Source organism: Mechercharimyces sp. CAU 1602, assembly GCF_024753565.1.
In the GTDB taxonomy this organism is placed as follows: domain Bacteria; phylum Bacillota; class Bacilli; order Thermoactinomycetales; family JANTPT01; genus Mechercharimyces.
Window position 1 is genome coordinate 107715 of sequence record NZ_JANTPT010000003.1, and the last position, 24966, is coordinate 132680.

Consider the following 24966-nt stretch of genomic DNA (forward strand, 5'->3'; position numbering starts at 1 on the left):
GAAGAGGAGCACAACGCTGTGCTCCTCTTCGTTACTTCATTTTAACGATTTATGATGATGCATGTGCAATGTTCGCTTCTTGCTGTCCTTTTTCTTCATTCACTTTGAAGAGCATCAAGATCCCTACGATGAAGAAGAGAGCGAGAGCTAAGATTCCAAAGCGGCTGGAGCCTGTAAGTTGAGCGATGATTCCCATGAGGAACGGGCCAAATACCGCTGCTAATTTACCAGAGAGGCTATAGAAGCCGAAGAATTCAGCAGAACGATTGACAGGGATTAAGCGACTGAAGATCGAGCGGGAGATGGCTTGACTACCGCCTTGTACAACGCCGACCAACATCGCCATCAGATAAAAATGGGCGGCCGTCTGCATAAAGTAACCCAGGATGACGATCATCAGGTAGAATGCGAGCGTTCCGATCAAGGTGCGCATCGAACCAAATTTTGTGGCGATTTTTCCGAATAGCAGAGTGAATGGGATGCCAATAAATTGGGTGATCAAGAGAGCTAAGATCAGATCATTGGTTCCAATTCCGATTTCACGACCATAGATGGTGGCCATTTTTACTATTGTGTTGATTCCATCGCTGAAGAACCAGAACGCGATGAGAAATTTGAGCAGCTCAGGGTACTTATTAAGTCCGATAAGAGTGCTTTTCACTTGGCGGAAGCCTTCTACCGCGTACGTACGTGCTTTCTTTTTAATTGTATTCTCCCGTTTCTTATCATGAACATGGCGAAATAGAGGAAGGGAGAATGCAACCCACCACACACCGACAGAGGCGAATGATAATTGGGTTGCTACCAAGGAATCCGGTAAGAAAAACCACGAAGGGTGTTGAATCATTAATAAGTTGATGGCGAGTAATATTCCCCCACCGAAGTAGCCAAAGGCGAAACCGCGTGTAGAGACTTCGTCTCGCTTTTTTTCTGGCACGAGATCAGGAAGAAATGCATCATAAAAGACATTGGCTCCGGAAAAGGAGAGTGTCCCTAGGATAACGAGTAGTGAGGCTAATATCCATTGACCCTCACCTACAAACGCCATCAAGATAGAAGCGATCGCACCCATGTAAATAAAAAAAGTAAGAAAAGTGCGTTTGGAGCTAGCAGCATCTGCGATTGCTCCTAAAATAGGAGAAAAGAGGACGACGAAAGCGAGAGCGATCGATTGTGTGTAACCCCAATAAGCCGTCGCTGTTGTTTTAGATAGATTGCCTGCTGCGATATCGGAATAAAAGATAGGCATAACGGCGGCCATCATCGTCGTGGCAAAAGCAGAGTTTGCCCAATCGTACATGACCCAAGCGCGTACCGCTTTTTTGTTCAAAACATCTCTTCCTTCCATATTATAATTATGCATAAGTACACATTGCTGATACTATCTTATCATAAAGAGATAGAGAAAACGCTTTCATCTCACTGTAACATCGGAAGTAAACCTTTCCATGAGCATGGCAGGACTTGTTAGCACATACTAAATAGCATAAGACCAAGCTGTAAACCATCTGTTCATCCTAATTCGCATTGTGTCAAAGGTTGATGTAAAGGGATTTTTGTGAAATTATTATAAAATAAGCTCTTAATTTCCTGCAGATAGCGAAATATTTGTTCCAAAGATGTTTCATTTCGGAAAAAGAAGGGTAATAGCAAGTATGTATGTTTACAGGAATCTGATTATTCCTGGTCTCATTACTATCCTAAGGAGGGTTTATCATCCGAAAAAAACGTTATTTTTCACTGTTCGTCGTGTTAGTGCTCAGTATGAGTGTGTTAGCGGCGTGTGGGGAAACAAATTCCGATTCGCAAACCGACACTGGTAAAGAGAAGAGTAACTTACAGCTGCAAGAGGAAGGGAAGCTTACTTATGCGATGAGCGGGCTGTACAAGCCTTATAACTTTAGCGAAAATGGTGAGTTAACTGGCTTTGATGTAGAGATTGGAAAAGCGATCGCAAAAGAGATGGGTTTAGAACCTAACCCAGTCACCAATCCTTGGGAATCCATTATCGCGGGTTTACAAGGACAAAAATTTGATGCCATTATCGGGAGCATGGGTATCACTGCTAAGCGTGATGAGGTGGTTGACTTTACAAACCCTTATTACCGCTCCGGTGCGCAGGTCTTTATCGCTGCAGATAATGATGAGATTAAAAGCGCAAAAGATTTGAAAGGGAAAAAGATTGGCGTAGTCAAAGCTTCTACATATAAGGATCAAGCTTTGGCATATTCCAAGGACATCGTGGAGTACACGAGTGATCCGGTTGCATTACAAGACCTACCCACAGGGCGTGTAGATGCTGTCATCACGGATGAAGGAGTAGGCAACTATGCCATTCAAGATGCAGGCTTAGAGGTGAAGCGTGTAGGCGAACCATTATCGCAAGATGAGATGGGGATTGCAGTGATAGAAGGAAATACAGAGCTGCAAAAAGAGATTAACAAAGCGTTGCAAGCCATTATTGACAACGGAACGTATGAGAAGATCAGTAAAAAATGGTTTGATAAAAATATGTTAGAAGAAAAGTAGTCGATCATGAGTGCTGTGATGAAGGGGTGCAGAGGAAAGGGGTGCACCCCTCTTTTTACTTCAAATGGGGGAGGTTACCTGCGTGGATATTGAGAATATATTGAAGCAATTTAATCAGATGGGAGAGATTGCAGTAAAAACAGTGGGGCAATTTTCTGAGGCTGCCCTCATCACTGTTGAGATCACTTTTTTCTCGCTTTTGTTCGCAACCATTCTTGGTTTAGGTGCTGCATTTTTAAAGCTATCCACATTTAAACCACTTAATTGGATTGCCAATGTGTATATTACCATTGTTCGTGGAACACCGTTGATTGTACAGGTCTTTATCTTTTATTTTGGGCTTGTCTCTTTTGGTATTACGCTCGAGCCATTCTGGGCAGGGGTGTTTGCGCTCGCCCTCCATAATGGTGCCTATATCGCGGAAATTTTTCGTGGTTCTATCCAGTCGATCGATCGGGGTCAAATGGAAGCAGCGCGTTCACTTGGAATGTCATACCCAAAAGCGATGCAGCGAATTGTGTTGCCACAAGCATTTAAGCGTTCTATTCCTCCGATCGCTAATCAGTTTATCATAGGATTAAAGGATTCATCTCTGGTTGCATATATCGGAGTGCAGGAATTGTGGGGTCAAGGATTATCAGAAGCGGCAAGCAACTTTATGCAGTTTCAAACGTATGCGGTGAACGGATTATATTATCTGGCGCTCGTCTTGATCTTTACATTGCTCGTAAACCGTTTGGAAAAACGATTGGATGTCGATGCAAAGGGGAGTCATACATGATTACAGTCAAAAATCTACACAAATCTTTTGGTCGTCTGCATGTATTAAAAGGCATCGATTTGGAAGTAGCGGAAAGTGATGTGGTATGCTTGATCGGTGCGAGCGGATCTGGGAAAAGTACACTTTTGCGCTGTCTTAACTTTTTAGAGATTGAAGATAGTGGAGAGATTACGATTGATGGTGAGTTAGTAGATCCGAAGAAAGATGATCTTAATCTCGTACGACAAAAGGTAGGAATGGTATTTCAACACTTTAATCTTTTTCCCCATAAGAGTGTAGTCGAAAATGTGATGGAAGCTCCGCTGCAGGTAAAGAAGATGAAAAAAGGAGAAGCGGAGAAGATTGCCCATAAATACTTAGATAAGGTGGGACTAAGTGATAAGGCGCAGGCGTACCCTTCTCATCTATCCGGTGGTCAAAAGCAACGTGTGGCAATTGCACGGGCATTGGCGATGCAACCGAAAGTGATGCTCTTTGACGAACCAACGTCCGCTCTTGATCCGGAGTTAGTAGGTGAGGTGCTGGCGACGATGAAAGAGTTAGCGGATGAGGGAATGACGATGGTGGTCGTTACACATGAGATGGGATTTGCGCGTGAAGTGGCAGATCGAGTTGTTTACTTAGATGGTGGAACGATTACGGAAGAGGGTTCACCACAAGAGATTTTTGAATCTCCGCGCGAGGAACGAACAAAAGAGTTTTTAAGTAAGGTATTGTAAGGAGCATGTTAGCGATCCGTTCACATAGGATGGGTAGAGGGATCGTATTTATAATAAGAGATGATAGATATCCACGGCGAGATGAGATCTTGCCGTGGATATGAAAATGAAAGCGTTAACAGTAATGGCTAAGATGAATGAGAGTAGGGAAAGAGGTTGCTCCTTTCCAAGGGATTAGATACAATATTTAGAGAAGAAACCAAAAGTTAAATACGATTGATAAAAAGAAAAGAGTGGGGGCTGTATAGTGGAGACTGAAACCATGCAGACAGAAAAGAAGCCGTCTATTTTAGGGATGATTATGAGCCCGGGAGAACAATTTGCGCGGATCAAAGAAAATCCGCGTTTTTGGGGTGCGTTGATCACAGTTACTTTATTAAATACTCTATTGATAACGTTAAGTATGTTTTTGATTGTTGGTACCCCGGAAGGGCAAGAAGAAATGATGAGTCAGGTGAATGGGCAGGAAGTAAGTGATGCCATGCTGGAGGGTATGAAGTGGATGATGGTAGGGGTTGGGGCGCTGGGAATGTTGTTTGTTTATCCTATCGTCATCCTGCTGACCACCTTACTTCATTGGTTTCTCATGCGTATGGTTAATAGCGATATTACTTACAGACAAACTTTATCCGTTAACAGTTATGCGATGGTGATTAGCTTATTAGGTTCTACTTTATTAGTGGTGACGATCGCTACCGGTATTTATCAGCCTCTGCTTGACGAGATTTCTACCTATCCTACTAGTTTAGCTAGTATGGTAGAAACAGAGAGTGCTGTTGTGGGTGCGTTACTCAGCACCATTGAGATTTTTACAATATGGCAGTTGATCTTAACAGCGATGGGTTTATCAATCGTAGGTAGTGTATCACGAGGGAAAGGTTGGACTGTAGCTCTGGTCGTATTTTCGCTGGGCGTACTATTAAATGTTGTTGGGGCAATGATCGGAATGGCGTAAGAGCTTAGCCTGAATCGTAACATAAGTCATCGGGGGAGCAGATAATGAAAAATAAGAAGATATGGATCGGGATAGGAGTCGTACTTCTCATCGGAGTGATGGTTACGTTAGCTGTGTTAAAGAATAAGGGTGATGTAATTACAGCAAAGACGACGAAGCTGTCTCCAGACACCATGAGTGAGACCATTATGGCTTCGGGTACATTAGCTTCGGATAAACAACAGACCGTCTATTTGGAGCCGGAGCGTGGCAGTGTGAAGAAGATTGAGGTTAAGGCGGGCGACAAGGTGAAGAAGGGCGACCCCCTTGTAAAGTATGAGAACCCAGCTCTTGCAGCCGAGCGCAAGCAGGCAGAACTGGGATTGGAACGGGTGAAGGTGCAGCGTTCCAATCTATATGCGGCTTTAGAGGAAGCGAAAAAGCAGACGGAAGAAGAGGCAGCGCTCAGTGGGGCGACGGGTCAGAGTACGGACCAGATCGAGCGAGAGCTAAAACTTGTTAATGTGGAAGTTAAACAGATGGAAGACTCATTGCAACAGGTGAAAAATCAGCAAGCCAAATTGGCTGTTACAAGTGAGCAGGCAGGTGTCGTTGTGTCTGTCCATTCGATAGCTTCAGCGGCTAATACGGCTTCTCCACTCGTGGTTGTCGCTGATTTAGAGAAGTTAAAAGTGGAGGCTCAGATATCAGAACTAGAAGCGATTAAGGTGAAAGAGAAGCAGCGTGCTACCATTCAGTCCGATGCACTACCAGGAGAGGAATGGGGAGGGACGGTGACTCTGGTAGGATTAACCCCAGAGAGTAAGAGTGCGGTGGGGGAAGGATCCAGTCAAGTGGAGTATCCAGTTGAGATTAAGTTAGATGAACCTGTTCCTGCAAAGCTAGGGTCACGCTTGATCGTGGAAATAGCGACGACAGAAAAAGAAGTGAATACACTTCCAGAAACAGCTGTCCTACAACGCGATGAAAAGCAGGTTGTGTTTGTGGTGAAGGGACAGAGTGCGATAGAGAAACAAATAGAGATCGGGCTTGCGCAAGAGGGTAAGATCGAAATCATAGATGGAGTAGGAACGGATGAGCAGGTTATCATAGAGCCTCCTGAGGATCTAAAGTCGGGAACGGAAGTGAAGTCTCCATGATCGTCTTATCCGATATTCACAAAGTATATCGCACGGGCAAGTTAGATGTGCCCGTGCTTTCTGCCATTAATCTCACGGTGACTGCAGGGGAATATGTAGCGATCATGGGACCTTCGGGATCGGGGAAGTCCACGATGATGAATATCATCGGTTGTCTTGATCGTCCGACAGAGGGAACGTACCATTTGGATGGGCGTGATGTTTCGCTCGCAACGGATCTTGAATTGGCGCAAACTCGTAACGAGGCGATTGGCTTTGTTTTTCAGCAGTTTCAATTGTTACCACGGATGAGTGCACTGCAAAATGTAGCGTTGCCACTGGTATATGCAGGGGTGAATAAAAAAGAGCGGAGTAAACGCGCAAAAGAGGCTCTTATTCGTGTGGGACTGGGAGATCGCATGGATCATCGTCCGATGGAGCTATCTGGAGGTCAACAGCAACGGGTTGCCATTGCACGCGCACTGGTGAACCAGCCGCTGCTCTTGTTAGCAGATGAACCGACAGGAGCGCTTGATACAGCCTCTGGGGCGATGGTGATGGATCTGTTTGATGAGTTGCATGCAGAAGGCAAAACCGTTGTCATTATTACGCATGAACGCGAAGTAGCTGAGCGTGCCCATCGCCAGATTCTCTTACGTGATGGACAAGTAGTAGAAGATACTGGGCGTGCGGACGAGGAACAGGTTGTGCCGCAGTGGAAAGGTGGAGAGGGCCAGTGAATTTTTGGGAAAGCATCAAGATGGCGTTTGATTCCATTCGTGCCCATAAGATGCGCTCCATCTTAACCATGTTGGGGATCGTCATCGGTGTCTCTTCCGTTATCGTGATTGTAGCAATTGGTCAGGGTGGGGAGGAACAGTTGACAGAGAGCTTTGCAGGTTATGGGAACTCGTTAACGATTCAACCCACCCAAGAAGTATATATAGAAAATAACGGAACAACACCGCTTGGCTTTTTTACGAAATCGGACTTGCGTCAACTGGGAGAAATCAAAGGGGTAGAGCGTGTTCTTACCTTTAGTTCTGCTGTAGTAGGAGTAAGTTACCAGAGTGAAAAAGTGCCAGGAACAAACGTGTATGGGATTAATAGCAACCAGTTTTTAAGTGCACAGGGAGTGGCAGTGGAGCACGGTCGTTCCTTTCGTTCGAGTGATTATCTGGGGGGGCAATCGGGCGCTTTAATTAGTGCAAAGGCTAAAAAAGAGCTGTTTGACGATGAAAACCCTGTAGGTAAGATTGTGCGTATAGGGAATGAGCCGGTCAAGGTGATTGGCGTATTAGAAGAACCGACTGGCCTTTATGCCTCATTCCAGTTTGAAGAGGTATATCTGACGCAGTCTACTTGGGAAAATGTTTTTGGTAAATCGGAGATCTCCCAGGTAACCTTGCAAGTGAAAGAAGCGGGTGAGATGGAGCGAGTGGGAGATGAAGCGGTTACCCTCCTGCACCGCAATCACCAATCAGAGGATGAGTACCAGGTATTAAATATAGAGCAGTTAACAAAAGGAATAAAGAAAGTGACTGGGATTATGACAGCTGTAATTGGAAGCATCGGTGGTATCTCTCTTTTCGTCGGTGGGATCGGGGTGATGAACATCATGTTGGTGTCGGTGACAGAGCGGACGCGCGAGATCGGTATCCGGATGTCGCTGGGGGCAACACGCGCTAATATCATGGTGCAATTTTTGATTGAATCGGTTAGTCTGTGCTTGCTCGGCGGTGTGATCGGATTATTGCTAGGAGCAGGTGTGGCAGAACTGATCCAGATGATGTCTCCACTATCGGCAGCTATTTCTATCCCGGTGGCGATTGGGAGTATCTTGTTTTCGATGTTGTTTGGTGTTATTTTTGGACTGCTTCCAGCCAATAAAGCCTCTCGATTAGATCCGATTGAGTGTTTACGCTATGATTAATCATAGAGAACAAAAAAGAGTAGTGTGAGGAGAAGGTGGATGTATTCCGCCTTCTCCTTTCCTTTGGTGTGCTCCTTGAGAGATGAGCTGATAACGGGTACCTTTCCCATGCTTGAAAATGGCAGAGCTCGGGAATAAGATGAAGAGAAGATATAAGTGCGAAGGAGGGGCAGGTGTGTCGGATTCATCCGAGGAGAAAGAAAGCAGAGGATGGCGCATGCTAAAGCCAGGTAATTATGGGGGAACCCTGCTTAGTATGGTGGTATCAGTATTGGCTTTTTCAATCTTGTTGCCATGGTCATTCGCTGTAGGGTTGGTGTTAATGATTTTTATACATGAGATGGGGCATGTTTATGCCGCTCGTCTGCGTGGAATCGCTGTGTCTGCTCCTGCCTTTATTCCTTTCCTCGGAGCATTAATCATGATGCGTGAAGAACCACGGGACGCGGAGGAAGAGGCATTTATCGCATTGGGAGGCCCTCTGCTGGGTACAGTGGGTGCGATTTGTTGCTTGTTGCTCGCATGGTTGACAGGGTGGACAGGGTTGTATACCGTCGCCGTCATCGGATTTTGGATCAATTTATTTAATCTTTTGCCTATCCATCCTTTAGACGGCGGAAGAATTGTGGTAGCGATATCCCGGTGGCTCTGGGTAATTGGAATGCTGGCTGGCTTTGCGCTGATCGTGTTTACGTGGAGTTGGATTTTACTGATCATCTGGTTGATCTTTGTTTATCAGTTTTACCGTGCGTATTTGAAGAAACCAGAGGAGGTACGCTCGTATCAGATGGAAATCGGTGTGGAAGCGGACCGTTTTCTCTCCGCCGGCATGCCGATTCCTGGGGAGCAACATGAGCGCGAGCTAGAGCTACATCAATATTGTACCGTAGAGGATAAAGAGGCTCATCTAAAATTTAAGTATCCTGGTATAGGCGAGATTTATCACGATCAGAAACAAAAGGGAGTTTTTTTGTGGGCGCGCTTAGTAGGGAGTAGTAAGCGGACAGATGAGAAAGGTGAGCCTTATATCATTATGAAGATAAAAGGGAAGTACCAGGTGGCTCCTGGTGAAGGTGGATTGAAGAAAGAAGCTACTTATTATCAGGTAGAGTTATGGGTGCGATTTCTCTATGGAGCGGTATATCTCGGTTTAGCATTTTTCCTTCTCTTTATGATTTATCACGTTAGTCAGTTTGCCCTCCTCAGCCCCTATGTGGTTAGTTAGCTGTATGCCCAACCTGGGGGGAGGCGGTACCCATCAACGGACATCCGCATAGGAATAGGATAAGGAAACATCATACTATTCATTTTTATAGTGGGGAATGTTGATCGTAATTTCTTTACACCGAAAGAAGGGGCGACCTAAGTGAAACTAAGTGTAATCGATCATAGACGATTGCCACGTGTGCGTGCAGCTTTATTACGTTTTATGAAGCGATATGGTGAAGGCCGCATTACGTATAAAGCTTTGCGGTGGTTTAGAGATCTTCCTGTACAACAATGGGATGAAGGCACGTGGGTAGCAGTGGCTACGGTTAATAAGAAGTTAGTTGGAGTTATTGTATTTGGTGGGTATGGATTGGATGAAGCATTGATTACGGTTCACCCTGATTATCGCAAACAGCGAGTGGCAGAGAAGTTACTAGATGAGGCGTTAGCAAATCTGGGGAAAGTATATACGAGGGTTGCCTGTGACAATACGGCTAGTTTGAAGTTGTGTTTTACTTGCGGTTTGCAAGCTTTTCAGTTATTTCGTGGTCCGACGGGAAAAGCGACACTGTGGTTGGGTGGAGGCGAATGGGATGTTGCTGAAGTAGAAGAGCGCACTTCCTTTGCGTGGGTGCGATGATCGCTGTATATAAAAAAGCTCCACTAGGCGCGCGGAGAGGTTCTCCCGGCGCTAGTAGAGCTTTTTTGGCTTGTGAAGTTGTTTTCTTTCCTATCCATTCCGCTTTAACTTGCCTGTGCGCATCGCATGTTTTTCGGCGATAGAGAAGATCCAAAGTCCTAATGGGATAAGCACGACCCCGATACCTACCATCTTTAAGAGAGCAGGCATAATATCGACGAGGGTGGCGCCCTCTAGCAAGGTAGCTCTTGCTCCTTCAAGGGCATAAGTACCGGGGGAGGCATAAGCGATCGGGTGGAGCCATACCGGTAATACTTCTACTGGGTAATATATCCCAGACACGAGCATAATGATCCCCTGGATGATATGTGTCCCTTGAGCTCCTTTTTCTGGCGAGAGTAAGGGGAGCACGGAAGCGATAATTCCTAGTCCCATAAAGGCAGGGCTACCTAGAAAAAGAACGACAAGGGAGCGTAGCAGTGACGCAGTATCGATCGTGAGATCGAAAAAGAGCGCCACTACCAAGAGCACGATAACTGTACGAAAAATTCCATATAAAATGGCAAACATGCACATTCCAAATAGATGCGTAATACGGTGCACGGGTGCCATAAATGTATATTCGATCGTTCCTTCCCACCGTTCCCATGTAATCGAGTTGGATACTTCTTCAAAGAGAACGGACATAAAGCCCCAGAACAGTGCACCGATGACGAGATACAGGACAAACTGTTGTTGGTCTGCGGCACTTACATTGCCGCTAAGCCCAATGAGTCCGATCGTTAACGTATTGATCACTGTATAGAAAAGAAAGACCATCTCCCACGCCCAATAACGTCGGATTAACCCGAAGCTACGCTCGACAAAGGCATACATGGGGGAAAAAGCTAATACAGCTCTAATTGCTTTCATATTGAATATCCTCCCAGTTCACTCCTGTAAGTTGAAAAAATACTTCTTCCAGCGAGTCTGTTCCTATCTGTTTTTTTAAGCCTGCGGGGGTATCTAAGGCAACAATGGCGCCGCGATCAATGACAGCGATGCGATCACATAGTCGTTCAGCTTCTTCCATGTCATGTGTGGTGAGAAGCATCGTGGCATCGTGAGTGGAGCGCACCTCTTGAACGAAGCGTTGTACTTCTCGCTTTGAGGTAGGATCCAATCCCGTCGTAGGCTCATCTAGAAGCACTAAAGTGGGGGCGGTCATCAGCGCACGCGCAATCGCCGCTTTTTGTTGCATTCCTCGCGAATGGGTTTCCAAGGGTGAGTAAATCTTGTTTTTTGGAATCCCGAGTCGTTCTAAGATGGCGAGTGCTTTCTCTTCTCCTTCTTTTACAGGGAGTCCATATAAGCGAGCAGCGTAACGCAGGTTTTCTACTGCCGATAACTTTTTAAAAAAGGAAGCTTCCACTGAGACGCGGTTGATGAATGGACGAATATCAGCGGCTTGCTTGATCACGTCTTTACCGAAGACAGTAATGCGACCCTCATCGGGATGAAGCAGAGTAGAGATGAGTCGAATCAAAGTCGATTTACCGGAGCCGTTTTGCCCGAGTAAGCCAAAAATTTCTCCTCGATGAATGGAGAAGGAGACATGGTCAACTGCATTAACCACTTTGCGCTCTCCTCGAAAAAAGTTTTGCCACGATCGAGTTCCTGTTTCATATTCGACAAATTGTTTACAAACGTTTTCACAATGAATGGCCGTCTGTTCCTCTAAGAATGGAGGATGAACAGGAAGTGACGCTGGTGGAGGTGTTTTTACACTTATTGCTTCTGACATATTATCACCCTTTCGTATGAGAGTAGTGAATTCTCCACCTGAGCAGGAAGCACGTTCCATACGGACAGGCGTGCGGATGGAACGCGAACACCGCCAGGGGAGATTCATTTACACGTCATTGTACATGGTTTGACTTTAGTTAGAATTACTGTTTTTTAACTAGGATAAAAGGTCCCCAAGACAATCCATATACTGTAGTGGATTGCTGATCCTGCTTAAGTACCCCTGATATTCGGTGAAAAAGAGAGGGGCGCCATTTTTTAGCAGATGAGAATTCAGCTTTTAGCTCCGCTTGTTTCATTTTTACCAGTTGTTCAAGTTCATAATGGGTATGTTGCATCTTGTATTCCTCCTTGGTTGTAAGCAAAAAGCCACAGGTCTGATGCGACCCATGGCTTTGTATACCTTGATTCAGGCATAAAAAGCCACAGGTCGCGTTAACGACCTGTGGCGAAAGTGAATGCGTTTATAATTTAACGCGATTCAAGCCCGTCGAAGTCGTCGACCACGAGATACACGAATCCCTCGTGCGAAGGTGATGATTGCAAGTGCAGACAGACGAATGCCTTGAGTGATTGCGTCATGGGCAACGGCAGCCACACGTGCTCTACGTGTTACGATCAATTGTGCATAGTTAGACACAGAAGTTCCTTGTGCGGAAACAGGGTGTGTAATTGCAGACTGACCGAACGGTTGTAAAGCATTACATGGTGCTACGGTAGACAGACGAATCCCTTGTAGGGTGACGTTGTGTGCAACAGCAATGTGTCCAGGGGTGAACGTGTGTATAGGTTTCATCATGGTCAACGACCTCCTTTCCTTTTTTGGAATGTTTATCAATCCTCCTCACTATACAACGAGGATTAAGAAGAGTCAACAACTTTTTTGAAAATTATTCAATTAAATTGAAAAGGATAGGGGTACGAGCGGAGCTGGGCGAGTGGGTGAGTGTTACATTTATCTCGATTTTCGTGATATGATACGTAAAAGAGAATAATATGAATTGTGGATGGATCATATGAAGATATTGATAGGATTGCGAGGGATTATGAATGAGCCAACACGACAGTCAAGAGCAGGATTGGAGTAAGAGTACAGTAAAAGGCGCTGAAGAGATTACCTTTAATACAGAAGAGCCCGAAGAGGAGCTTGTGGCAAGTGATCAGAGGGGAGTGGGCAGTTTAAACTTTACTCCACAGCCCGAAGGGGAGGATCGGTTGCATATTGAAGAAGTAGAGGAAGAGGTGCGATTGGAAGAGCCAGTAAAAGCAGCTGCAGTACCTGCGTTTCAATCTTTCTCTGATGGGGTAAAGACAAAGGAACATCAAAGTGTGCGTCCTGAGCCCGAGATAGAGAAGCCTAAACGAAATCCACGTCCTCATCTATCACAGCGTATCAAGGAGTTTGAAGCAGAGCGTCTCTGGCGGGATAAGCGGATGAAGCAGAATCGTCAGTTTGTTGTGGAGGAGCTTCCCCCTGAACTGAAAAAGAGAATTCAACGTGTGATGTCAGAGAAAAAGATTTCATTTAATAACTTTGTTCTCTCGGCGTTAGAAGAGGCATGTAAGCAGGACGAGTTAGATAAGGTGCGTCGTCGTGGATTAGCAGAGGGTGAGGATGCTCTTCTGATCGAAGATCCAGAGTTGGGTGTATTGCGTTGTTTCCCTGCCGACTTCTTCACTCCACAAGAATTAGAGGATCTGCCATTTATCGAGGGTAAATATTATGTGAAGCGTTGGACGAAGACAGAAGATGGTTGGCAGCAAGTGAATAAGGGTTACTTTGAAGCATTAGATGATCAAGATCCCCCTTATATTCAAGTAGTAGATAACCAAACCGTTGGCGAGTGGATGGTATATCCCTTTACTTTCTTTGAAGATGGCTGGCGGTGGGGAATCTACGACTATCATGTGGTGATTGAAGTAGTGGGACGCGATGGCGGCAAGGAGGGACTCCTTCTCGATGTGTACGTCAATAACGATCTGATCGAGTCGGTGAATAATCCGCAAGAAGTTCACGATATTATTGTGCAACACTCCTAAACAGAGGATCAATTAACAGGCATGTTATCATGCGTTTCCGTCGGGGGCAGGTCTCCGGCGGTTTTTATATAGTTGTCCACAAAATCTGTGGATAACTTCTGTGGATAACCATATACTCATAGGTGAAATTGAGCAGAATGGTCGGGTAGAGAAAAAGTTGAGCGAAAAGAAAATAGTTTTTTCTTATTGCTGCATAAACTTACCAATGAAGTGGGAGAGTGTAGATCAACATGAACATAGTGAAGCCAGCTATTATTTTTGATATGGATGGAACCTTATTTCAGACAGAAACCATAGCTATCCCTGCCTTTCGAAATATGTTCACACGTTTGCAGGAAGCGGGAATGTTGGGGGAAATAGAGATTTCAGATCGTCAAATTGAATCTGTTTTTGGGATGACGATCGATCAGATATGGGATGAACTGTTACCACATACGGATGAATTGCTACGAAAAGTGGCAGATCAGTGGCTGCTGGAAGAAGAATTAGCCTTACTGGAAGCGGGAGCGGGGGCTTTGTATCCAGGTGTGAAAGAGACACTTGCCACCTTGGTGGAAAAGAAGTGGCCGCTCTTTATTGCCAGCAATGGAATTAAGCCGTATGTGGAAGGGATCGTGCGTTATTATGAACTCTCTCCATTATTTCAAGGAATTTATACGGGTGGAGATAGTGATGTAGCTAATAAAGCGGAACTCGTTCATCGCTTGTGTGTAGCTAATGGTGTCAGTGGGGGATACATGGTGGGTGATCGCTATTCCGATGTGGAAGCAGGGAGGGCAAATCAGCAGACTGTGATTGGCTGTAACTATGAGGGCTTTCCTTACTTTGGCGACGAAGCGGAGTTGGCGGATGCTGACTATATTATTCCTTCATTTCATTCGATCCTGTCGCTCTTGCCGGAGTGAGAAGAGCAGATTGATCGTAAGTTTGGATAGACGAAACTAAAGAAAAGGAGGAGAGAATTTTGAGTGCAATTTGGACGATTACCACGATGGAGATGATATGGCGCTTGGTGTTAGCAGTGGTTCTTGGTGGAGCGATCGGATGGCAACGAGAACATAATAATCATCCAGCCGGTTTGCGAACGCATATACTCGTTAGTCTCGGGGCTGCTTTAATTATGCTTTTATCTATCTATGGCTTCAGTGATTTTGTAAATGAACCCGAAGTGCAGTTTGATCCTGCTCGTATTGCGGCCCAAGTAGTAAGCGGAATTGGTTTTCTGGGTGCGGGCACGATTATGCGCCATGGTGTTACGGTGACCGGACTTACGACAGCAGCCTCTCTGTGGGTTGTGGCGGGGATTGGATTAGCGATTGGTGCAGGGTTTTTGTGGGGCGCCATAATTACGACGACGCTCGCGCTGGTTAGTCTTGAGTTTTTAAATAAAGCGGAGGCATTATGGATACGCGAGCAGCGACTTCACATCTTGCGCATTCGAGTGACTAATCGTCCGGGAGTGCTTAAGGAGATGTCATCTTTTTTAGAAGAGATGAATGTAAACGTCCGGAAAGTAAAAGTAGCTGAAGAGACGCAGCGTGGGACGATTGATGTAACGTTTACGATGCGTCTGACTGAAGGAGAACATCATGTGATCGACTTGATGGAAGAGATTCGCATGGTAGAAGGTGTGGTGCGGGTATATTCAGAATGAGTGAATGAAATAGGGGGGAGTGCGGAAAAATGTAAAAAAAGTCCGTGCTCCTCTTGCTTTTTGGAGAAAGAGGAGTATAATAAGTTTAAAGGTCAAAGATAGTCAAAGTCAATTGGAGGGTGTGACATGTCGAGTATCTCAGACATCATTGAACGCCACCTCCTTGAAATAATGGGTGCGAGCAAGGAAGGAACCATCGAAATCAAACGAAGTGAGGTAGCTGAGTTGTTTCAATGCGTTCCCTCACAGATTAATTACGTGATTTCCACACGATTTACGGTAGAAAAGGGATACTTGGTAGAGAGCAAACGAGGTGGCGGTGGTTACATTCGCATTTGTAAAGCGAAAACTTCTTCTGATCAAGCCTTGTTTGATATTTTGATGCGCCACATCGGTCCCAGTTGTAATCAAGCAAAAGGGGTGGGTGTGATTGAGCGTATGGTGCAGGAGGGACTGATGAAGGAACGTGAAGCCCTCTTGATGAAGAATATGATATCCCGGCATGTGCTGGAGCTTCCGATTCCAGTACGAGACCAGATTCGTGCACGTATGCTGAGAGCGATGGTAGCTACCTTGTTTTCCGGGAAAGGAGAGTAAGATCATGCAGTGTAAACAGTGCGGAATGCGACCTGCTACCCTTCACTATACCAAGATTATCAATGGTGAAAAAACAGAGACACATCTGTGTGAAGTGTGTGCAGAAGAACGAGGGGAGCAGATTCCTGGGCTGGAATCAGGTTTTTCTATCCATAACTTAATGTCTGGTTTATTAAATTTAGATTTGGGTACGAGTGAGCAAGCAGGTGTCATCAAAAGTGAAACCACTCTACGTTGCCCAACGTGTGGCTTAACGTATCGCCAGTTTAGTAAGATTGGTCGTTTTGGTTGTAGCCATTGTTACGAAACGTTTGGTGAGATGTTGCCATCTGTGTTCCGTCGCATACACGGTCATACCACTCATCGCGGAAAAGTACCAGAGCGCGCAGGAGGAAAGTTGAAAGTAAGGCGGCAGATGGAACAGTTGAAGCGAGAAATGGAAGAGGCGGTACGCGGTGAAGCTTTTGAAAAAGCTGCACAGATCAGGGATCAGATACGGACATTACAACAGCAACTAGATGAGTAGAAGGAGGGAGTAGTATGTCTTTTCAACGGTTTGTCGATGAAGCAGTAAGCGAATGGATGCGTGGAAAAGGGCCAAAATCCGATATCGTGATCTCCAGTCGCGTTCGAATTGCCCGTAACTTGCAAGATTATCCATTCCCTCTACTCGCAACTGGAGAACAAGCAGAAGAGGTACTCTCTCATATAGAGCAGACGATTAAGGAAGCGGAAGAGGATGCTCCTTTTGATCATCCGGAAGTGATTCGCATGGAACAACTAAGCGAGTTGGAGAAGAGGGTACTGGTTGAGAAACACCTTATCAGTCCTCACCTTGCGGAGGAGTCCTCACATGGTGGCGTTGTGTTGAGCGGGGATGAGTCGGTAAGCATGATGGTGAATGAAGAAGATCACTTACGTATTCAGTGCTTATTCCCAGGTTTTCAATTGGATCAAGCGTGGGAAATAGCTGATCGAATTGATAACTGGTTCGAAAAACGGGTTACGTACGCTTTTCATGAGAAGAGTGGATATTTGACGAGTTGTCCGACGAATGTGGGCACAGGTGTCCGTATTTCGGTGATGCTGCACTTACCAGCTCTAGCGTTAACGCAACAACTTCCTCGGTTATTGCAAGCAGCAAATCAGGTGGGGCTAGCGGTAAGGGGAATATATGGAGAGGGTAGCGAGGCGTTAGGAAATTTATATCAAGTATCTAACCAGGTTACTCTAGGGCATACCGAAGCAGAGATTATCGAGAAGCTACAAGGGGTCGTCAATCAGATGATCGAGCAGGAGCAACGGGCGCGCAAACGTTTGTTAGAAGCTCGCGCAATCCAGCTAGAGGATCGTGTCTATCGTTCCTATGGTTTGTTGCAGCATGCTAGAGTGATGGATTCGAAAGAGGCGATGCAGCGCTTATCTGATATACGCCTTGGTATCGATCTCGGTTTAATCTCTCATTTGCAGGGAACAATAATGAATGAACTGATGGTAATGACGCAGCCAGGTTTTTTGCAACAACACGCTGGGGAAGCACTCGATCCAGAGGAACGAGATGTGCGTCGCGCGATGATTATACGTGAACGTTTATCTATTGCGCAGGCGTAGCGCGTGATCTTAAAGTGACAAAAGTAGTAGACAAATATAAATAGTGAGGTGTTACTCCATGATGTTTGGTCGGTTTACCGAACGTGCACAAAAAGTATTGGCACTTGCACAAGAAGAAGCGGCGCGTCTGGGACATAGTAATATTGGCACCGAGCATATTCTATTAGGTTTAGTTCGTGAGGGAGAAGGAATTGCTGCAAAAGCGATTGTTAACTTAGGACTAGGCTTGGAGAAGATCCAGAATGAAGTGGAATCGCTCATCGGTCGAGGACAAGGTGAAACAAGTAGTATTGCGTATACTCCACGTGCGAAAAAAGTGATTGAATTGTCGATGGATGAAGCGCGTAAGTTGGGGCATACGTATGTCGGTACCGAGCATCTTCTGTTGGGATTAATACGAGAAGGTGAAGGGGTAGCTGCACGCGTATTGAACAACTTGGGTGTAAGTTTAAATAAGGCACGTCAACAAGTATTGCAGCTCTTAGGCAACAGCGAAGCGATGACAAGCAATCATCAAGCGGGGGCAAGTGCGAATACGCCAACATTGGATAGCTTGGCTCGAGATTTGACAGTTGTAGCAAAAGAGGGCAACTTGGATCCTGTAATCGGTCGCAGTAAAGAGATTGAGCGCGTGGTTCAAGTTCTCTCACGGCGGACAAAAAACAATCCGGTTCTCATCGGTGAGCCTGGGGTAGGGAAGACGGCGATCGCTGAAGGATTGGCGCAACGGATTGTGGATGGAGAGATACCTGAGACACTGCGTGGAAAGCGTGTGATGACTCTTGATATGGGTACGGTTGTAGCAGGAACCAAGTACCGGGGTGAGTTTGAGGATCGTCTAAAAAAAGTGATGGATGAGATCCGGCAAGCTGGCAATATCATTCTCTTTATCGATGAATTGCATACGTTGATCGGAGCAGGTGGTGCAGAAGGGGCCATTGATGCCTCTAACATCTTAAAACCCGCACTGGCACGTGGAGAACTGCAGTGTGTGGGGGCAACAACATTAGATGAATATCGTAAGCATATTGAAAAAGATGCGGCATTGGAGCGTCGCTTCCAACCGATTACGGTGGATGAACCTACACCGGATGAAGCCATTCAGATATTAGAAGGGTTACGCGATCGCTATGAGGCGCATCATCGTGTAAAGATTACCGATGAAGCGATTAAGCAAGCAGTTAAGTTATCAGATCGCTATATTACGGATCGCTTTTTACCTGATAAGGCGATCGACCTTGTCGATGAAGCGGGGTCACGGGTGCGCTTGCGCTCGTTTACCGTACCTCCAGATCTGAAAGCACTGGAACAACGCTTAGAGGGCGTGAAGAAGGAAAAAGATGCGGCGGTTCAAAGTCAAGAATTTGAGAAAGCGGCGTCCTTGCGTGATAACGAGCAGAAGTTGCGTGAAGAGCTGGAAACGACGCATAATCAGTGGAAAGAAGATCAAGGGAAGACGGATTCCGAGGTAACAGCTGAAGACATTGGTGAAGTTGTAGCCAGTTGGACTGGAATTCCGGTCCGCAAGCTGGCAGAAGAAGAGTCGGAGCGTCTGCTCAAATTGGAGGAAGTATTGCATAATCGCGTGATCGGACAAGAGGAAGCGGTAAAAACCGTCTCCCGTGCTGTGCGCCGTGCACGTGCAGGTTTAAAAGATCCGAAGCGTCCGATAGGTTCCTTTATTTTCTTAGGTCCGACAGGTGTAGGGAAAACCGAGCTGGCTCGTGCGTTAGCTCATTCCCTCTTCGGTGATGATGATGCGATGATCCGTATCGACATGTCAGAGTACATGGAAAAGCATGCCACTAGTCGTCTAGTGGGAGCTCCTCCAGGATATGTAGGGTATGAAGAAGGTGGACAGTTAACAGAGAAAGTGCGGCGCAAACCGTATTCTGTGGTGCTGCTAGATGAAGTGGAAAAAGCGCATCCGGAAGTGTTTAATATCTTATTGCAAGTATTGGAAGATGGACGACTAACAGATGGTAAAGGGCGTATGGTGGATTTCCGCAATACGGTGATTATCATGACTTCCAACGTGGGTGCAAGCATGATTAAGAACAATAAAAAACTAGGCTTTACCACCAGTCAAAATAATGATTATGAGGATATGAAAACACGGGTGATGGAGGAGCTGAAGAAAAGCTTCCGTCCGGAATTCCTCAACCGTATTGACGATGTGATTGTATTCCATTCATTGAAGGAGTCTCATCTGCAGGAGATTGTTTCGCTCATGTCAGAAGAGTTGCGTAAGCGCCTGTTGGAGCAGGATATTGACTTCATATTAACCGACGAGGCGAAACGACACTTGGCTAAGGTTGGTTTTGATCCAACGTACGGAGCACGTCCGTTACGGCGAGCCATTCAGAAGAATATCGAAGACAATCTATCTGAAGAGCTTTTGCGCGGTAATATAAAACATGGTGATACCGTACGTATCACGCTCCAGGATAAAGAGTTAGTGGTAGAGCCGGTTAGCAAAGAAGAAAAAGAGAGTCAAACAACGAAGTAAAGAGAGGAAAAAGCCTCCCAGATGGGGGGCTTTTTTGACTTGACATACTTAATTTTTACATAGATTATTTATATATTAGTGGCAATGATTGCTGAAAGGGTTCCAAAATTAGTGATTTATTTATCGTAGTGAATGATTTCATCAATATATGAAAATACTCATAGATTAAAACTATATACATTTTTATAAGAGTAGCTATAATGAAAGGAGATCAACATATGGACAAGCAGGAGAGGGATCGTATAGGAAAGATTTTGCGATCCATACGTAATGAAAAAGGGGATAAGATTGATGCTTATGTAGATGAAGGGTTGTCGCGAGCAACCATTCATCGCATCGAAACAGGCGATGGTAATGTGGGTGGAAGCGCAGAAGGTTATATTGATAAAGTGAGGATATTGGCGCAAAAGATGGGAAAGACGATGGAGGATATCATGGAAAGAAAAGATACCTCTCAGTTGCTCTTTCGTATGTATGTGGTAGAACAGCTAATTGAGGGACGGCGTGTGGAGGAAGCATTTACGGCTCTACATGAGATGAAGGTGTCTCCCCAGACTGGATTAAAAGCATACTATCACTATCTCTTTGCCAAGGGGTACTATTACCTCCGTCAGTTTGATCATGCGCTACGCATCGGACAACAGGTGATCAGTGAATGTAGATCGGGATATTGTCCTGCATTTTATAATATGGAATCCTTAGTCCGCAGTATGATGGCTAAAATCCATATCGAGCATGGAAAATATCGTGAGGCTTTAGATGAGATTGAAGAGGCATTAGACTGCTTTTTACAAGATGGGGAACGGGCAAGTATTTTAGCGAGTTTAAAAGCAGATAAAGCGTATGTGTTAACACGTTTAGGAGAGTATGAGCGAGCCGACCGCATTATTGATACCCTTTTTCAAAAGATGCAGGAGATTGTGATCCCTGATGTGAAATTTGCTGTCTATGAATTAGCAGCGCGCTCTGCTTTACGCAAACAATTTTATCAACGTGCTAGTGAGATTGGTCAAGTTGGTGTCAATCTGATTCTATACCATAAACAGAAGCGTCCTTACCTTACATTGGGGCGGGTGTTGTTAGAAACGTATATGGACACGCCTGTGGAAGATTTACAGATGGCGAAGATCTTGTGTGAAACGCTCTTAGTTTTTGTGGAGGATTTAGAGGATGGTAGTGACAAAAATCAGTTAAAAGCAGAGTTTCAATCGGTGCTAGCTCGAGTCTGGTATAAGCAGGATCAGATCGAGGAAGCAAGAGTATTATATGAAAGCTCAGTCGCTCTCCATACAGAGCAAGTAGAGGCTTGGATTGGATTAGGGGATTGTTACAGACGCCTTCTTCATCCTGATGATGCAATTGAGGCTTATCAACAGGGATTGTCACTCTCACAATCGAGATATCCTGATCGGTTAAAAGAGATTTATGTGGGATTAGCTCACTGTTATAGTGCTCAAGGCGATTCTATGCAAGAGCTCATGTGGTTACGAAAAGCAGGGGGATTAACAGATGGTTAAATGGTTTTAGTAGAGATAAATTAAAAACAGGAGCTACCAGTAAAGAAGCAGCTCCTGTTTGGAAGACATGAAGATAGTGAAATAAAAATTAAGAGTGCGGGGTTGCTGTTTGCTGAGAAGATGCCGTGTTCATCATCAGATTTAACTCTTGCACTACCAGCTCCAATCCTTTGCGAGCCTGTTTGGAGCTACTGCTCATATGAACAAAGCTATGTACCATTTGGTCAAAGTTTAGGTAGCGTACAGGCACACCTGCCTGTTTCAACTTCTCTGCATAAGCAGCTCCTTCATCGCGCAGAGGGTCTAATTGCGCAGTGATAATGAGTGCTTGTGGTAAAGAGGAAGCATCCTCTACGAGCAAAGGGGATGCGCTCACTTCTAATCCCTGCTCTTCTCTTTCTAGATAGTGCTGCCAAAACCACTGCATCTTCTCCTTTGTTAAGTTATATGCGTATCCTGCATTGTAGGAGTCGGTCTCAAAGTTGCAGTGAAGGACGGGACAGATTAAAAGTTGTCCGTGTAAGAGATATTTTCCTTCAGCGCGTAGTTTAATACTGGCTGCAGTTGCTAGGTTGCCGCCAGAACTTTCTCCTGATATGATGACTCTTTGCGGATCACCACCATAGGAAGCGATGTGATCAAATACCCATGTGGTAGCGGTGAGTGCATCTTGTAGTGGAATCGGATATTTCGATTCCGGTGCGAGGCGATAATCAACAGAGACAACAATGGCCTGGCATGTTTTGGCGACGTAACGACAAAAGGCGTCGTCTTTGTCCAAGTCACCAAATAACCATCCTCCCCCATGGAAATAGATTAATACGGGTAGGGAAGATGAAGAAGATGTGGATTCAGGTGTATAGATGCGGATCGGTAAAGAGTATCCATCACTGTCGATCAAGCGATCCTCCACTCGTCCGATCTGTATTTTCTCGGCATGGAAGTAAGGTAGTCCTTTTTTATAATAATATCTGCACTGCTCAGGGGTTAACTCTGCCATAGTAGGGTGATTAAGCTTTTTCATTTCGATTCCTACAGTGTGTAAAAGTTGTCCAATCTCTTTATCAACCATTATTATTCCTCTTTTCATTGAGAATCATTATCAATAATAATAGCTCAATGAATGGCAAAAAGCTACCCTTAAGGTAGAAAGTTTTATCGTGTACTCATTGATAGAGTTTGTATGTCTTCTCGTAGTTATCCACTGCTTTAAAGCTTTGTTTAGCTTACGATGTAGGTGTAGAAGGCTTAAACATCGGGTAGAGTACATACCCTACATTGCGTTGGGAGATGATTGTTGGGTGTGGATACACTGTGATTAATTTCTTGCGCAAACGGCTGATATATACATATAACGTACTGTCACCGACGTGAGGAGAACCCCAAGCGAAGGTGATGAGCTCTTCGGCTGGAACAATCTTACCGAGATTAAGAGCGAGTAAGTAGAGGATTCGAAATTCCGTTCGGGAGAAAGTTAGTTGTGACTTACCTTGGGTAAGAACTTCCTGATGAGTGTCGAGTACATAGCCACTACCTAATTGAATGGGATCTTTAGAATGAATCATCATGGGATAGTCAACTCCTTTTCGATGGGTGATATGTTGTTATGAAGTGACGGTGTTTTCAGAAATAAATATTGTGTAAGGAACCACACCCCTGTCTGAATAAGGATAATAAAACTTTAATAGTAAAAAAAGTAAAATGACACTTATATCAGGAGACAGACGTACTCCCTATGTAATATATTATAGCTAGGGCGTGTAAAATCCTTTTTATTTTTTAAAAAGAGAAAAATAGGTAGGAAGGGAAGAAGGAAGGGTCTATTGGGAATGAAGGAATTATTGTCAGATATATATTTAATATTGGAAATAGAGCCCAGTTTGGAGCTGCGCTTGTTTTTTGTATTTACTGTTCATGTTTTATTATTATTATTGAAGTATTACAATCTGCCTCAGATAAATAGAACCATAATTTTGATATACATAAATAAAGTGTAAGTACGGCGATAGAGGAAGGAGTAGACGGAGGGGCGTATTAATTAAAAAGACGGTATATTCAAAATATTATACCGTATACAACGGAAGGAGGGATGATGATGGAAGTCAAAGCAACTCCTATCAGTGCTGAGGAATTACAAAGTTATATGGTGTCAGAAAGTAGTAAGACGGATGTACGGCACGCTGAAGAACGTGCGATCGACTTACGCGCTATTGATCTACGTGCCATTGATCTACGTGCGATAGATTTACGTGCGATCGACTTACGTGCGATCGACTTACGTGCGATCGACTTACGTGCGATCGACTTACGTGCCATCGACCTGAGGGCGATTGATATCCGGGCATAACAAGGGTGCGGAGGGGCTGTGGGGAGCATGCTCCTCCTATTCCTTTAACAATTCTAATGTGAGAGGGGGAGGGAAGTGGTTCACCTTGAACAGGTAGAGGCGTATGTACCAGAAGCGCGCGTCCCGATTGAACAATTAGGAGAGAGATTGGAGTTAAATCGCTATCAAATAAAACTCTTCCAGCGAATTCACGGATTACATGAGATATGTATGGATGAGGAGCAGTCACTCGTTTCGTTGTTAATTAAGCCATTGGCAAGAATTTTGATGTACGCTCCGAATGTGGTTGAGCACGTTCGCTATCTTGTTTATTGCCATACGATTAAGACAGTAACACCCTACCCGATTAATGTATTGGAAGAGGTGAAGGAGGAGTTTGGTTTACAACATGCGCTCTCTTTTTCGCTCACACAGCAAAACTGTTCTTCTGGACTGGTAGCCATGGAATTGGCAGATGATTTACTCCGTGGCGATGGCGATCCAGAGGCACGAGTACTTATTTTGTTGGGTGAAAAAGCTTCCCATCCGACGTTACAGCTGATTCCCAATACGACCATAATGGGCGAAGCGGCTGCAGCATTAGTGGTGCGAGCCGGGGTGGGAAAAGATGAAGTGGTGGCGATACACCGTACGATTAGTGGGCAGTACGCTGCAGGTATCAATATCTCAGCAGAGAGCCTACGCCAGTTTGAACAGTCCTATGTTCCTACATTAGTAAAAACTATTCAGCTTACGCTAGATAAAGCAAATCTGTCTTTACAAGAGATAGAGTGGATATTACCTCATAATGTAAATCTATCTTCATGGACACAAGTGGCACGAGCGCTCTCATTTCCAGTAGAGAAAATTTACTTGGATAACGTATCGAAGTTAGGCCACTGCTTTTGCGCTGATTCGTTTATCAATTATCAAGATGTGGTGAAGCAAGGAATGATGCGGCGGGGTTCATATTATTTGTTGGTGACGGTAGGGTTGGGAGCCGTGTTTACGGTGGCGGTCATGCGTCATTAGGGGGGATAAGT

The 24966-nt window shown here is 45.0% G+C and carries 26 protein-coding genes; 19 read left to right on the forward strand and 7 right to left on the reverse strand.

Going from position 1 to position 24966, the window contains the following annotated elements; translation table 11 throughout:
* Positions 1–49: 49 nt before the first annotated feature.
* A complete protein-coding gene (locus NXZ84_RS13050; RefSeq protein ID WP_258840772.1) occupies positions 50–1330 on the reverse strand; it encodes an MFS transporter in 1281 nt (426 codons plus the stop codon).
* Between the two features lie 434 nt (positions 1331–1764).
* On the opposite strand from NXZ84_RS13050, the gene NXZ84_RS13055 reads away from it, so the two are divergent.
* The 9 genes from NXZ84_RS13055 to NXZ84_RS13095 all read left to right on the forward strand — a co-directional run bounded on the left by NXZ84_RS13055 (position 1765) and on the right by NXZ84_RS13095 (position 9884).
* Positions 1765–2529 (forward strand): ABC transporter substrate-binding protein, encoded by a 765-nt coding sequence (locus NXZ84_RS13055; protein ID WP_258840773.1) that lies wholly within the window; start codon positions 1765–1767, stop codon positions 2527–2529.
* A gap of 118 nt (positions 2530–2647) precedes the next feature.
* Positions 2648–3310, forward strand: coding sequence for an amino acid ABC transporter permease (locus NXZ84_RS13060; protein WP_258840919.1), 663 nt, complete (start codon positions 2648–2650; stop codon positions 3308–3310).
* A complete protein-coding gene (locus NXZ84_RS13065; protein ID WP_258840774.1) occupies positions 3307–4029 on the forward strand; it encodes an amino acid ABC transporter ATP-binding protein in 723 nt (240 codons plus the stop codon). The genes NXZ84_RS13060 and NXZ84_RS13065 overlap by 4 nt, the downstream gene beginning before the upstream one ends.
* Positions 4030–4276: 247 nt before the next feature.
* On the forward strand, positions 4277–4984 hold the full coding sequence (gene yknW, locus NXZ84_RS13070) for a YknW family membrane protein (protein ID WP_258840775.1): 708 nt from the start codon (positions 4277–4279) through the stop codon (positions 4982–4984).
* A 44-nt stretch (positions 4985–5028) separates the two neighbouring features.
* Positions 5029–6123 (forward strand): efflux RND transporter periplasmic adaptor subunit, encoded by a 1095-nt coding sequence (locus NXZ84_RS13075; protein ID WP_258840776.1) that lies wholly within the window; start codon positions 5029–5031, stop codon positions 6121–6123.
* Complete coding sequence (locus tag NXZ84_RS13080) at positions 6120–6842, forward strand: ABC transporter ATP-binding protein (RefSeq protein ID WP_258840777.1); 723 nt, start codon at positions 6120–6122, stop codon at positions 6840–6842. Before NXZ84_RS13075 ends, NXZ84_RS13080 begins: the two co-directional genes overlap by 4 nt.
* A complete protein-coding gene (locus tag NXZ84_RS13085) occupies positions 6839–8035 on the forward strand; it encodes an ABC transporter permease (protein WP_258840778.1) in 1197 nt (398 codons plus the stop codon). Before NXZ84_RS13080 ends, NXZ84_RS13085 begins: the two co-directional genes overlap by 4 nt.
* A 175-nt stretch (positions 8036–8210) precedes the next feature.
* The gene (locus tag NXZ84_RS13090) at positions 8211–9260 is read left to right on the forward strand and encodes a site-2 protease family protein (protein ID WP_258840779.1); all 1050 of its coding nucleotides are present in this window, start codon (positions 8211–8213) and stop codon (positions 9258–9260) included.
* 141 nt (positions 9261–9401) lie between these two features.
* Complete coding sequence (locus NXZ84_RS13095; RefSeq protein ID WP_258840780.1) at positions 9402–9884, forward strand: GNAT family N-acetyltransferase; 483 nt, start codon at positions 9402–9404, stop codon at positions 9882–9884.
* Positions 9885–9974: 90 nt separating this feature from the next.
* Here the strand turns inward: NXZ84_RS13095 and NXZ84_RS13100 are convergent, their stop codons facing one another.
* From NXZ84_RS13100 to NXZ84_RS13115, 4 genes are all read right to left on the reverse strand, one after another.
* Positions 9975–10796 (reverse strand): ABC transporter permease, encoded by an 822-nt coding sequence (locus tag NXZ84_RS13100; protein ID WP_258840781.1) that lies wholly within the window; start codon positions 10794–10796, stop codon positions 9975–9977.
* The gene (locus NXZ84_RS13105) at positions 10783–11667 is read right to left on the reverse strand and encodes an ABC transporter ATP-binding protein (protein WP_258840782.1); all 885 of its coding nucleotides are present in this window, start codon (positions 11665–11667) and stop codon (positions 10783–10785) included. Before NXZ84_RS13105 ends, NXZ84_RS13100 begins: the two co-directional genes overlap by 14 nt.
* Positions 11668–11812: 145 nt before the next feature.
* A complete protein-coding gene (locus NXZ84_RS13110) occupies positions 11813–12007 on the reverse strand; it encodes a hypothetical protein (RefSeq protein ID WP_258840783.1) in 195 nt (64 codons plus the stop codon).
* A gap of 143 nt (positions 12008–12150) precedes the next feature.
* Positions 12151–12468, reverse strand: a complete 318-nt coding sequence (locus NXZ84_RS13115; RefSeq protein ID WP_258840784.1) for a hypothetical protein — start codon at positions 12466–12468, stop codon at positions 12151–12153.
* 251 nt (positions 12469–12719) lie between these two features.
* Here NXZ84_RS13115 and NXZ84_RS13120 point away from each other — a divergent pair, with 251 nt between their 5' ends.
* The 8 genes from NXZ84_RS13120 to NXZ84_RS13155 all read left to right on the forward strand — a co-directional run bounded on the left by NXZ84_RS13120 (position 12720) and on the right by NXZ84_RS13155 (position 21597).
* Positions 12720–13709 (forward strand): hypothetical protein, encoded by a 990-nt coding sequence (locus NXZ84_RS13120; RefSeq protein ID WP_258840785.1) that lies wholly within the window; start codon positions 12720–12722, stop codon positions 13707–13709.
* Between the two features lie 230 nt (positions 13710–13939).
* On the forward strand, positions 13940–14614 hold the full coding sequence (locus NXZ84_RS13125; RefSeq protein WP_258840786.1) for an HAD family hydrolase: 675 nt from the start codon (positions 13940–13942) through the stop codon (positions 14612–14614).
* 59 nt (positions 14615–14673) lie between these two features.
* Positions 14674–15363: an MgtC/SapB family protein gene (locus NXZ84_RS13130; protein ID WP_258840787.1), complete on the forward strand. Its 690-nt coding sequence runs from the start codon at positions 14674–14676 to the stop codon at positions 15361–15363.
* 126 nt (positions 15364–15489) lie between these two features.
* Complete coding sequence (locus tag NXZ84_RS13135) at positions 15490–15960, forward strand: CtsR family transcriptional regulator (protein WP_258840788.1); 471 nt, start codon at positions 15490–15492, stop codon at positions 15958–15960.
* A gap of 4 nt (positions 15961–15964) precedes the next feature.
* A complete protein-coding gene (gene mcsA, locus NXZ84_RS13140; RefSeq protein ID WP_258840789.1) occupies positions 15965–16486 on the forward strand; it encodes a protein-arginine kinase activator protein McsA in 522 nt (173 codons plus the stop codon).
* A 14-nt stretch (positions 16487–16500) separates the two neighbouring features.
* Positions 16501–17571: a protein-arginine kinase McsB gene (mcsB, locus tag NXZ84_RS13145; RefSeq protein ID WP_258840790.1), complete on the forward strand. Its 1071-nt coding sequence runs from the start codon at positions 16501–16503 to the stop codon at positions 17569–17571.
* A gap of 58 nt (positions 17572–17629) precedes the next feature.
* On the forward strand, positions 17630–20080 hold the full coding sequence (locus NXZ84_RS13150; protein ID WP_258840791.1) for an ATP-dependent Clp protease ATP-binding subunit: 2451 nt from the start codon (positions 17630–17632) through the stop codon (positions 20078–20080).
* A 218-nt stretch (positions 20081–20298) separates the two neighbouring features.
* Positions 20299–21597 (forward strand): tetratricopeptide repeat protein, encoded by a 1299-nt coding sequence (locus NXZ84_RS13155; RefSeq protein WP_258840792.1) that lies wholly within the window; start codon positions 20299–20301, stop codon positions 21595–21597.
* Positions 21598–21685: 88 nt separating this feature from the next.
* Here the strand turns inward: NXZ84_RS13155 and NXZ84_RS13160 are convergent, their stop codons facing one another.
* Together NXZ84_RS13160 and NXZ84_RS13165 are read right to left on the reverse strand one after the other, a co-directional pair.
* On the reverse strand, positions 21686–22669 hold the full coding sequence (locus NXZ84_RS13160) for an alpha/beta hydrolase (RefSeq protein ID WP_258840793.1): 984 nt from the start codon (positions 22667–22669) through the stop codon (positions 21686–21688).
* Positions 22670–22823: 154 nt separating this feature from the next.
* Positions 22824–23165, reverse strand: a complete 342-nt coding sequence (locus NXZ84_RS13165; protein ID WP_258840794.1) for a winged helix-turn-helix domain-containing protein — start codon at positions 23163–23165, stop codon at positions 22824–22826.
* Between the two features lie 527 nt (positions 23166–23692).
* Between NXZ84_RS13165 and NXZ84_RS13170 the strand changes: the two genes are divergently transcribed.
* Both NXZ84_RS13170 and NXZ84_RS13175 read left to right on the forward strand, forming a co-directional pair.
* Positions 23693–23944: a pentapeptide repeat-containing protein gene (locus NXZ84_RS13170; RefSeq protein ID WP_258840795.1), complete on the forward strand. Its 252-nt coding sequence runs from the start codon at positions 23693–23695 to the stop codon at positions 23942–23944.
* A 75-nt stretch (positions 23945–24019) separates the two neighbouring features.
* Positions 24020–24955 carry a ketoacyl-ACP synthase III family protein gene (locus NXZ84_RS13175; protein ID WP_258840796.1) on the forward strand — a complete coding sequence of 312 codons (936 nt, stop codon included), beginning with the start codon at positions 24020–24022 and terminating at the stop codon, positions 24953–24955.
* The last annotated feature ends 11 nt before the right edge of the window (positions 24956–24966 follow it).